At 66.8% G+C, this 10818-nt stretch carries 9 protein-coding genes; 4 read left to right on the top strand and 5 right to left on the bottom strand.

Annotation, left to right across the window (positions count from 1 at the left end):
- The first annotated feature begins 142 nt into the window (after nucleotides 1-142).
- Together mobC and OXU32_07415 are read left to right on the top strand one after the other, a co-directional pair.
- Nucleotides 143-487 carry a plasmid mobilization relaxosome protein MobC gene (gene mobC, locus OXU32_07420; GenBank protein ID MDE0073795.1) on the top strand — a complete coding sequence of 115 codons (345 nt, stop codon included), beginning with the start codon at nucleotides 143-145 and terminating at the stop codon, nucleotides 485-487.
- A complete protein-coding gene (locus OXU32_07415; GenBank protein ID MDE0073794.1) occupies nucleotides 484-1674 on the top strand; it encodes a relaxase/mobilization nuclease domain-containing protein in 1191 nt (396 codons plus the stop codon). Before mobC ends, OXU32_07415 begins: the two co-directional genes overlap by 4 nt.
- Before the next feature lie 953 nt (nucleotides 1675-2627).
- Here OXU32_07415 and OXU32_07410 read toward each other — a convergent pair.
- The 4 genes from OXU32_07410 to OXU32_07395 form a co-directional block, all read right to left on the bottom strand.
- Nucleotides 2628-3683, bottom strand: coding sequence for a hypothetical protein (locus OXU32_07410; GenBank protein ID MDE0073793.1), 1056 nt, complete (start codon nucleotides 3681-3683; stop codon nucleotides 2628-2630).
- 1782 nt (nucleotides 3684-5465) lie between these two features.
- Nucleotides 5466-5993 carry a hypothetical protein gene (locus OXU32_07405; protein MDE0073792.1) on the bottom strand — a complete coding sequence of 176 codons (528 nt, stop codon included), beginning with the start codon at nucleotides 5991-5993 and terminating at the stop codon, nucleotides 5466-5468.
- A gap of 17 nt (nucleotides 5994-6010) precedes the next feature.
- Nucleotides 6011-6805 (bottom strand): hypothetical protein, encoded by a 795-nt coding sequence (locus tag OXU32_07400; protein ID MDE0073791.1) that lies wholly within the window; start codon nucleotides 6803-6805, stop codon nucleotides 6011-6013.
- Nucleotides 6802-7362, bottom strand: coding sequence for a hypothetical protein (locus tag OXU32_07395; GenBank protein ID MDE0073790.1), 561 nt, complete (start codon nucleotides 7360-7362; stop codon nucleotides 6802-6804). Before OXU32_07395 ends, OXU32_07400 begins: the two co-directional genes overlap by 4 nt.
- A gap of 758 nt (nucleotides 7363-8120) precedes the next feature.
- On the opposite strand from OXU32_07395, the gene OXU32_07390 reads away from it, so the two are divergent.
- Together OXU32_07390 and OXU32_07385 are read left to right on the top strand one after the other, a co-directional pair.
- Nucleotides 8121-8663, top strand: a complete 543-nt coding sequence (locus tag OXU32_07390; GenBank protein ID MDE0073789.1) for a hypothetical protein — start codon at nucleotides 8121-8123, stop codon at nucleotides 8661-8663.
- Nucleotides 8664-8671: 8 nt separating this feature from the next.
- Nucleotides 8672-9493 (top strand): hypothetical protein, encoded by an 822-nt coding sequence (locus OXU32_07385; protein ID MDE0073788.1) that lies wholly within the window; start codon nucleotides 8672-8674, stop codon nucleotides 9491-9493.
- Between the two features lie 275 nt (nucleotides 9494-9768).
- Here the strand turns inward: OXU32_07385 and OXU32_07380 are convergent.
- Nucleotides 9769-10818, bottom strand: a 1050-nt coding sequence (locus OXU32_07380) for a relaxase/mobilization nuclease domain-containing protein (GenBank protein ID MDE0073787.1), incomplete at its 5' end; no start/stop codon positions are given.

Raw genomic sequence — 10818 nt, 5'->3', positions numbered from 1 at the left:
GCCCGCTCGACCGGTTCTCCAGAACGCTTGCGTCACGGGGGCGTCCATAGATGTTTTCGCTTCACGAAAACCTCTGGCCGGGGGATGCCCCCGGACCCCCGCAACGACATTTACCGCGCGCCACCAAAGGAGGTCGCCCGACATGGCCCGTCCCCGGAAGCCCGAGGCCGAACGCAGGAATCGCACGATCGGCGTGCGCGTCACGACCGCGGAGGCCGCGGAGATCGCCGAGCGGGCCGGAGCGGCCCGCATGACGAAGGGCGGCTACATGCGCCGCAGGGCGCTCGCGCAGCCGGTCCGGGAGGCGGCCGTTCACCGTCTTGGCGCCAAGGAGCGCGTCGAACTCCACCGGATCGGTGTTAACCTCAACCAGATCGCCCGCGCCCTGAACTCCGGGGCCTCGGCACCGGTCGGGACACGGGAGGCAGTCGAGCGGGTGGGCGAACTCGCGGCCGGTCTTCTGACCGGCGAGGTGCTCGACCGATGATCCCGAAGATCAACGGGCTGGGGAGGTCGTTCGCCGGAGTCGCGGCGTACTGCCTGCACGATGCTCCCGAGCCGGACGACCGCCGTCCGGAGACCTCGGAGCGCGTCGGGTGGACCGACACCCGCAACCTTGCGACGATCCGGGTGGAACGCGCCGCGCGGCTGATGGCCGCGACCGCGAAGGCGGCCCCCGATCTCAAGCGGCTGGCTGGCGGGGCGCGAGGAGGCCGGAAGCTGGCAAAGCCGGTCCTGCACTACTCGCTCAGCTGGGCTCAGGACGAGACGCCCACCCGTCACGAGATGAGCCGGGCTGTGGACGGGAGCCTCGAAGCGCTCGGGCTGGAGGGCCACGAGGCGCTGATCGTCGCGCACGAGGACACCCGGCACCCTCACGTCCATGTGATCGCCAACCGGGTCGATCCGGAGACCGGGAAAGCGGCGAAGCTGGGGAACAGCAAGCTCCGGCTGTCACGTTGGGCCGAGGGCTACGAGCGGGAACAGGGCCGGATCCGGGTCGAGAGGCGAGTCAAGAACAACGAGCGGCGGCGGGCGGGCAAGGAGGTGCTTCGCCCGATATGGGACCGGCCGCTTCACTGGGCGCGCTTCCGCCGCGAGGGGATGCTGCCCAAGCGGGCCCGGAGGGCGAGGAAACCGGTCGACGAGGAGCGGGTCGACATGGAGGCTTGGCGGCGTGCCGAGGCGCAGGCTTGGGCGAAGGTCGAGGACAGGCGCTGGCTGGACTTCTGGCGGCTGGAGACCCGGGCGCGGAAGGAGTGGGCCGAGTTGCACTTGCGGCAGGAGGGCAACCGGCAGAGGCTAGACCGGGAGAGCCGTACCCTGCGCGGCCGTCTCCGGATCTGGCGGGCCGAGCGCTCGTTGCGGGAACTGGTCGGGGCGGTCCGGGGCAGGGAGGACCTGATTCAGGGCTGGCGCGAGGACCTGGACCGGTACCACAAGGGCGAGCGGGCCGCGCTCGGCAAGGCGCACGGCGAAAGCGCCGGGGAGATCGAGCGGAAGGTACGGGAGACCTACCGGAGGGAGCTGCGGGAGGCGGAGCGCTGGGCGCGGGAGATGAGAGGGCGCAAGCCGGCATGGGAGCGGGAGCGCAACCGGACCGTAACCCCCATACCCATCCGGCCGCCCCGGCCCGGAGGCCCCGAGCGTGGAGGGGAAGGGTTCGAGCGGTGAGCCTCGACTTCGACGGCCAGCACCACGCGGATCTTCCGGACACGGTCGATCCGGAGCGGTTTCGGCGTATCTACGGGCTCTAGGATCGCCCGGGATCGACGGTCTCGGGTCGCCGAGGAGTTACGGGTCGGGTGAGAATCGCCTTCGGCACAGCCTCGGCGAGGGACCGTGGGATCCCGAAGCGAACCGCGATGGCTACCGGGTTCCCGGCCCGAGCGAGACCCAACGAGCGCAGAACTTAGGAAACTACCCCCCCGGGACCAGGTCTCCATCCCCCTACGACAAGCTCAAGTCGCTACCCTATGCCGAGGACTTCCTCACCCCCCCGCGTCACCTTCCAGGAACTCGACCGCCGAGCGCACCGGGCGTGTCCAGGCGCGATCCCACCAAGGACGTGCCGCGCGCCCACCAAGGCCCTGTTCCGGCTCGTCGCCAAACGCCTTGATACGGCGGCCGCATCCGAACCGGCGGAATGCCGCGCGATCGTCGGCCCCGCGCCGCCTCGCCGCCGGTTTCCTCGGTCGCCGGGAGGGGCGGAGCCCGACCCCTCCGGCCAAGGCGTTGTTGCCCCGCTCGACGGAACTCGGCCCTGGCTCAAGCGCAGGAACTTGGGCCTGAGTTCGCGACCAGTCCAACGGCGTTCTTAGCCGGTAGGATCCTCGGGAACCTCTGTGCAGCACTTACCGGGGCTAACGCCGTCCTCTGAACAGGGCGGGCAGTTAACCGTAGGCTCACCATTTGGCGGAGGGGCCGGCTTCCATACCGCAACATCCGGACAACTCCTGCAGGCGGTAGGTGCCCAACCACAGAACACCTCATCTGGCAGCTGATAACATCCCGACGCCTCCAACGGCTGGGGAGAGTAGTGCGTCATCGTAATGCCGACGCAGGCCAGTGTGAAAGCGACTAGAGTCCACCGCCGCGCGCTTCCCGTCGTTGCCATAACTCCTCCTTCAATTGCCTGTCGCATTGGGATTGAGGGGTCGCCGCCGTACCGCGGCGAGCATCGGATACGTGGTGCCATAGAGCGCGTAGATCACATCAGGCCCGACCGCTATCCGTCGCGCCCAAAAGGGAAGACGCACGGTCGCGAGGTATGCCCCGCTGCTCAAGCTAAACAGATCTATGATCCACCGCTGATCGTCCGTGCGGCCCGCGTAGTGAACGAAGAGTGTGTCCCCGCGAGCGCCAAAACTCACCGCCGACAGGTCGTAAGGTTCCGCCGGCCGGGCCCGGGTCGTCACCTCCTCGCGTCCGTCCACAACGGACCTGCTCGTCAACATCCGAATTGCGGGGAATTCGGCATGCTCGGCGTAGGGGAACGCCTCTGGAACGTCCTCTCCGCTGAAACGCCACCAGCCGTTACCAGCGGTGAATCCGAAGATCCACTCGTCCCCTACACCCAACACGCTGCCTTGCCGTGCGATGACCGACATATCCCGGTATGGTCCCCACGGGAAGCTCAAGGAATCGACAAGGGATCCGTTTCCGTCAAACAGCAAAAACGGATGCTCCGTCGCAGAAGTAAGCACAATCAAGCGGTCGTCGGACAACGCCGCTAGGGAAAACGGGTAGTCGTGGCCCAAACGGGTCTCGCGTGCCATAGCGCCGTTCGTTCCGATAACCGTGAGTCTCTGATTCACGTTGTCCACTACAGCAGCACCGCCGTCCGGCAGATGGACGATGGCCGGGACGGACCGAAACTCTCCGGGGCCTCCGCCCTCCCCACCGAAACTCCAAAGCTGCTCGCCTTCGCGCGAGATCCGCACAAGCGCGTTACGGCCCCTATCCCAGACCGTAACGCCGCCAGGGCCAGCGGACACGAGACGCGGGTCCAGCAATGTCGCGTCGGCCGGTCCACCGATTCGCCACTCTATCACGACGGACTCTTCCTGCAGGAACGTGCGTTCGGAGACTACGTCCCCCTCGCGCCAACGAGGGTGCGCTTCCTGCACGTCGGGCACGCACGAAAGCAGCGCGACGGACAGCACAATGGGATGGTGCTTCATTAGCACATCTCAGTTCAGGGGAGCTTCGGTTGTCAACTCTTGCGACAAAGCAATGATACGGCTGGCTTCCTCCCCGATAACGCTAGGATCAAGTGGGGCGAGATACCGAACCCGCCCCTGGCCGTCCGCCAGCACTACTACGGGCGTTGCAGTGAACCCGAGCGGTCGCAACGCCGTAGCGAGGTCGGTGGCCTTGACCCTCTCAAGCCGAAACGGAACCAGCCCGCTCGCGAGCACGCTATCTGCCAAGTCGGTGTCGCTTCGGCTGACGGCAAGCAACCCGTGTACTTCCATGCCAGCGCGTTCCAGGACGGACGACAACTGCTCTAGCACCGGGGCCATTCCAGAACAATCGTTCGGTTGGACGACCACAACCACATGAGGCTCCTCCAAGGCGGGCTGTATGCTCCCACCCCAATGGAACGGCAAGCTCTCCAGCATCTGGCTGCGCGCGCGGGCACCTAACACCGCCGCGCCAGCGATGACGGCAAAGCAGGCAACCCAGAGAATCGTTTCTGCCGTACTCAGCCTTCTGTGGAGACCTCGTCCCTTTCCCAAGCCAACTCGCCGTAAGATCAAATCGTGTCGCTCAACCCCAAAGGAAACTGCACGAGGGTGGGAAGCCACACCACCCGTTTGGGCAAACCATACGGATCGGTGGGGACGGAAGTCAAGTTGGGATGTCGATCCATACGACGGATCATTGCGAGCCAACTCCGGCGCCGGACGACGGCGGAGCGGGAAGCGAGGCGGCCGCGGCAAGTTTCAACCCGTAGGCAATGCGCGCTCACGAGATTCGCCATTAGTGCGCCAGCCACGCAGGCATGGCCGGGCTGCACCTGTCGACACGGCGTTGCAACGGCTCGGTGAACGTCGTTCGGCGCCTGCTACCGGCCAGCGCCGACCCCAACCGCCCGAGAGTTGTCGATGGGCGGCACCCCGCTGCATGTGGCGGCGGGCTCCGACCATATGGATGTGGCACGGTGGAGGCTGGCGCCGATCATTGCGGTCGTTCCAGAGGACGCGGCACCGTCAGTTGCGGATGACAAGGCTTAGGATTCCCGCCAAACTGAGCGTGTTTCCCGCCTTCGCGAAACGACGGAGTCAGATGCCGTCCAACGGCAAGGAACGCAGATCGTGCAGTCCTGGTTATACTTAGACGATTCCTTGCCCTGATCGACGCCACGGCGACTCTGCCAAAATGGCAGACAAGTCGCCGCGGAGAAAAGAGTGAGTCTGCCAAAATGGCAGACTACCGGTGGCCTGAATCACGGCAGGGAATCACGTAAGTTCAATCAGGGCTGCGCGATCTGCGTTTCCTGCCCTCAGGCAATGTCTGACCCCACGGTTTGCGAACGGCGGGGAAATCGCACCAAAATAGCGGGAGTGGGACGGTACGGGGGACAGCAGCGAACCGAGTCTCGTCAGGCGACTTGGCGCATCGTTCGAGGCATTAGTCTTGAACACGACAGCTCCGGTTCGCAAGTACCTCGCGGCATGCGCCAAGGATCGGCAGGATCGGCAGAATCGGCGCTGTCCACCGGGGGGAGGTTGAGACCTTCTTGGTGCCTCATGTGGGCGTGGGTCGCGATCCGGGAGGCAGGCACAGGGGGCGAAGTCCGACCGAGGGGGGACGAGAATCGCCACGGCCTTCTGGAACTCCGGCGGGTTCGGGCCATCGAACGCAAGACGCCCCCAGCGCTCGCCTTCCGTTCACGTTCGACCCCATGAAGGCTTGGCGGAAAAGCGGCGCGCCGGGGGCGGGTCCTGTTCGGGGTAGTTCTAACCTTTGTCCGGGGGCTCCGCCCAATAGCAGCCGTAGAGGCGGCGCGTCGGCGGGTCTTCCCTCCCGTCCTTCCGGAGCGCCCGGACGCAGGCCAGCGGCGCGCCCAGGTGCTCGACCTCGATGTAGGCCAAGTACTCGACCGGGGGCGCGAGACAGGCCGCGTCCACCCGCTCGAACGGTTGGTAGCCCTCCGAGCCGTGCGCCACCAGCGCGCTCGTGTAGGCGCAAGTCTCCACGCTCGCCGGATCCTCGCTCTTCGGGATCGTCACCACCAGATCACCGGGCAGCACTTCCCCGGCGAACCGCAGCCCGCTCCGGTAGTCGTCCCACACGACGGCCGCGAGCACCCGGTGCGCCCCGGCCTCGTGCTCCACGTCCTCCAGCGCGATCCACACCGGCATTGCCGCGCCTTGGTAGGTCGTCGTGTCGGGCGGCGTCGTTGTGTCCGGCGGCGTCTCCTGCCCGGCCGCCGGAAGCGCCAGCACCGCCAGCGCCAGGGCGGCAAACGTCGTCTTCGTCCTCATGGTCTCCGCTCCTTTCGCTAGGTGCACACCCGCACGGTCTGCCATTCGCCCCTCGTCACCGGGCGGTAGTAGACGCGCGTCTTCTCCACGTAATACACAACGGGCTCGGAATTGTCCGGGTCGCCCTCCTCCCCGTTCCACGGGGGGGCGCGCACGGCCTCCCACACCCCCGTCTTCTCCTCCACCCGCTCCCACTCCGTCCACGTCACCCACACCTGTTGATCCGTGCACGTCTGCGTCGTCTCCGGCACCTCCGGGTCCCCGCCCCCGCAACCGTCGCAGGTCTCCTCCTCCTCCTCCAGCGGGTTCCATTCGGCGCACCGCTCGGCGTGTTCGGCGGCGAGGGTCTCCACCTCCTCCTCGTTGACCCAGTGCCAGCCCTCGTGAAGGACCAGTTTCAGAAGATCCTTCCCGGAGCGCATCGTGTCCCGCCGGAGCACGGAGATGAACCGATAATCGTCCCCCAACGCGACCTTGATCGTTTGCCCGTCGATGTCCGTTGCCAAGCGTTCCGCGTAGTAGAGGGGGGCCTCCCGGATAAACTTGATCATCCCCGTGTTCAGCGCGGTGCAGTCGGCTTGCCCCAAGGTCCCCGCCCTCCAGGTGGTTTCGTCGCCGAAAACGAGATCGTTGATGTGGTCGATCCCGAACGCCGAGTCCGACGGGATGTCCCTGGCCGACCGGAAAGGATCGCTCCAGCCTTCGTCTTCCATCGCCTGCTGGAAGAGCCAGTAGACTTGGGCGTCAAGCGCGGAGGGGAGAATCGTGCAGGCAAGCGCCACAAGGGCGAGCCTGCGCATTGCCCCGGTCATTTGCGCCGCTCCGGGTAGTCGGGCCACATGAGCGGGTCCGGGGAATCTGGAACGTGGTTTGGATCGAGCTTCTGGATCCTGCCGTCCGGGCCAAACATGCCGGGGTCGAGCACGACTACGTTGCGCTTGGCGTAGTCCACCGGCGGGGGCGGGGGCGTCGGGTAGTACTCGATCTTGCCGTGATACTTGGACGCCAAGTACGGCTCCTCGTCCCGTATCCAATCGGGGAACCGGATCGGGAAATGGCCCCTGTACACGTACGGGTAGTCGCCCAGCTTGGTCGGGTCGTTTTCGATCAGGGCCGCGTACACCCTATCGCCGACAAGATTCAGGGCGAGAGCCCACTTCCACACATCGAACCCCTCGTAGTACAGGCGAGTCTGTTCCGCCCCCGAGATGCGGTCGCCGATTTGGAGCGGCCAGCCGTCAGGGGCGTAGATGGCCGGGTCTCCGGGCTCGGGCTCGGGGACGGCGGCCACGCCGGGGGCGTCTTCGGCGCATCCGGCCAGGGTGAGAGTAGCGGCGAGCGCGGCGGCGGTGAGTGTCCAAGCCTTCATGGTGTCCCTCCTTGTGGAATCGGATATATCGACGAAAGCACCAGGGCCAGGGGCAGTGGGCGGAATATGACTATGAAGGCCATAACTTTACACAGTACCGATCGATTCCACAAGTCCGAGTCCGTCATAATCCGAGTCCGCCATAGAGAGAGGATCTCTTCGATCCGCGAGGGGAAGCGTCCCCACGGCTATGCTGGGAAGCTCTGGCATTGTCAGCGGACTTTGCTGGCAACTATCGGCTGTCCCTGTTATCTTCTATGCCTTCCAATCCGAATCGGGAAGACAGTATCAATCTTCGAGAAGGGGAAGGAGAACCAAAGATGGAGAAAGGCTGCGGAGGAACAGCCGGGCGGGGAATCGCACTGTGTCTCGTGGCAGTGGCTCAGTTCGCCGTAGCGGCTTGCGCGGATGTCGGTTCGGTGGGAGTGGCTCCCGAGGAGTCTTTTTCCATCCCTGCCGCGGATGTCGGTCGCCGGATCCCCGCCGTCGCGGGCGCGCCTTTGCCGCCGGGGGCAGTGGCCGGTACCGCCCGCGTCGGGCGGCAGCACGCTTTGCGGCTGATCGGCGCTCGGGTTCGGAACACCGAGATCGTCCGGGGCGGCGAGGTGCTGGGCTCCTTCGGCCATCCGGGCCGCCGGATTCCGATGTCCGCCAGCGCCGTGCCGCCGTCGTCACCGAGCCTCCCCAGAGCCATGCCAACGCCGGGCCCTCCCGCTGGGACGGCCCGGGATGGCGACGGCGAAGGTTGCTGGTATCTCGTGTACTATTGGTTGGACAACGGCGAGATCTTCCATGTCACGCTACTATCCTGCGGAGGCGGAAGCGGAAGCGAGGACGAGCCGGAGTGCACGGACGATCAGAAGGCGATCGCGGCCGAGTACGATAACGACGGGGAGTGGCCATGCGACAAGTTCGACGACACGCCGGTGTTCGGGAAGGGAACGCACGGCCACGCGACGGGCTATCTCACGGACAGCTACATATCCGGGAGCGGCGTCGTGCTTGCCAGAGTGGCGACGAGGGGCGTAAGCGGCGCAACCATCACGTCCGACTGGCGGTGTCCAGAAGGCAACGCGCTCGTGGGGGGGACGGGGCAAACGCATGTCCAGGGCCGGGCGGGCGACTTCTGGGCTCCCGGATTTTTGGAGCACGCTTCCGGGGCGGGCGCAACGCCCGAGGAGGTGGCGGCGGCGAGCAAACTCCACGCGAAATTCGCGGCGGCCGCAATCGCCGCAGGGGGCCGGTTTACGTCATTCGGACACAACGGAACCCACAAGGATCACATCCACATCTTCTGGTAGGGGGAATAATGCGGTACAGAACAATGAACGGCCTGCTCGCACTCGTGCTCGCGGTTCCGGCGGCCGCTGAGGGACAAGCGGGCAAGGTCGAACAACGGATGACCGAGAGCGCAGCCGCCGCCGTGCTCTTGGACGACCGCGACTCTCAAGATATTCGGCGCGCGCTCGCGCTCGCGGTCGAGCTCGGACCGCGAGCCGGGCAGGAGCTTCGGGCCGCCGTCATCGAGGCGGCATGGACCGAGGTGCGCCGTGAAGCGGCCGCCCGTGCCGGGTTTGGTCTAGCCGGGGACGATCCCGACCGGATGTTCCTGCTTTTTGAAGCCGCCGAGGGATTCCGGGATCCCCGTGCGATCCCGCTCATGATCGAGGCGCTGAAGTACGGAGGCGGTGTCTTCGATGCGCTGGCAGACTTGGGCACGGCCGCTTTTCCCGCGGTCTTGGCCGCAGTCAACGATCTCGACGGCCATCCATACCGGGTGTCGGGTGGGGTGACCGTCCTGCGGTTCATGGTCGAGGACGGTTCGTTCAACGGCCGGCAACTGGAACAGGTCCGCGATGCCGCGCGGGAACGCCTGTCCGGAACGCAAGATCCTTTCATTTTACGTTCCGCCGTGCGGCTGGCGCTCGCGCTCGGCGACCCGGAGCTTCGTCGGACCGTCGAACGGATCGCGACCGACCGCGTGTTCGCCGAGGCGCTCGTGTTGGACGCGTTTCCCCTTGTCGCCGGAAGTCACGACGAGGATACGGATAGCGTGCAGGAGTACGCGCGGTTGTTCCTGTCCGGAGGCGGGGCCGCCATCGGCCCGGTGCGCCGTCCGGGGTCCGGCTGACCCCGCCTGGAACAGCCCCCCCCCTCGCCCGGGCCGTCGCAGCCAAGCTCTACGGCCTCGTGGTCGCCAGCCACACGATCGGCAAGGAGCGGCGGGCCGCCGATCACGCTTCGGTGACGGCGGCGCTCCCTGCCGCGCACCGTTCACCCCTACCGTACCCCTCGGAGACCGGCGATCGACAATCCTGGGCGATCCTAGAGCCCGTAGACTTGCCGAAATGGATCCAGATTGGGCGTCTCGGACGATCCGCTTGGCGATGACCTTGGAGGCAGGGCTCATCGCTCGAACCCTCCCCCGCCGCGCTCGGGGCCTCGGGGCCGGGGCGGTCGTGGCACAACAATGCGGGTGATGGTCCGGCCGCGCTCCCGCTCCCGTGCCTGTTCGCGCTCCCGCTCCCTCATGGTGGCGCGCACCGACCATGCGCGCCGCTCCGCCTCCACCAGCCTGTTTCGATAGAACTTGCCCCAACCGCGCTCGATCTCCCGGGCTCGCTCGCCGTGCGCCTTGCCCAACTCGGCCCGCTCGTCCCTGTGATACCGGTCGAGATCCTCGCGCCAGCCCTCGACCAGATCCTGCCGGCCTCGGATCGCCCCGGCCAGTTCCCTGAGCGAACGATCGAGCCGCCAGATCCGGAGCCGCCCGAGCACGGTGCGGCTCTCCCGGTCGAGCCTCTGCCGCATCTCCTCCTGCCGCCTTTGCAGTTCGGCCCATTCCTTCCGCGCCCGGGTCTCAAGGTGCCGGAGGCTGTACTCGCGCCCGTCCGCGACCGTCTCCCAGGCCCCCGCCTCGCCATGCCGCCATGCCTCCATGTCGACTTGATCCTCGCGGCGCGGCTTCCTCGCCCGCCGCGCCCGCTCGGGCTGCATCCCCTCTCTCCGGACGCGCGCCCAGTGGCGCGGCCGGTCCGACGGGTTGCGAACCACCTCCCGGCCCGCCCGCCGCCGCTCGTTGTTCTCGACCCGCCGCTCGCACCGGATTTGGCCCTGTTCCCGCTCGTAGCCCTCGGCCCAGCGCGACAGCCGGAGCTTGCTGTTGTCCAGCGTCGCCGCCTTCCCGGTCTCCGGATCGACCCTGTTGGCGATCACGTGGACATGGGGATGCTCGGTGTCCCCATGGGCGATGATCAGCGCCTCGTGGCCCTCCAGGCCCAGCGCCTCCAGACTCTCGTCCACCGCCCGGCTCATGTCCCCCTTGCTGGGCGTCTCGTCCTGTGCCCAGCTGAGCGAGTAGTGCAGGACCGGCTTCGCCAGCTTGCGCCCCGTCCGTGCAACGCCCGCCAGCCGCTTGAGGTCGGGGGCCGCCTTCGCGGTCGCGGCCATCAGCCG

Source organism: Gammaproteobacteria bacterium (assembly GCA_028819075.1).
GTDB lineage: Bacteria > Gemmatimonadota > Gemmatimonadetes > Longimicrobiales > Gaopeijiaceae > BD2-11.
This window is presented reverse-complemented; position numbering and strand designations above follow the sequence as displayed.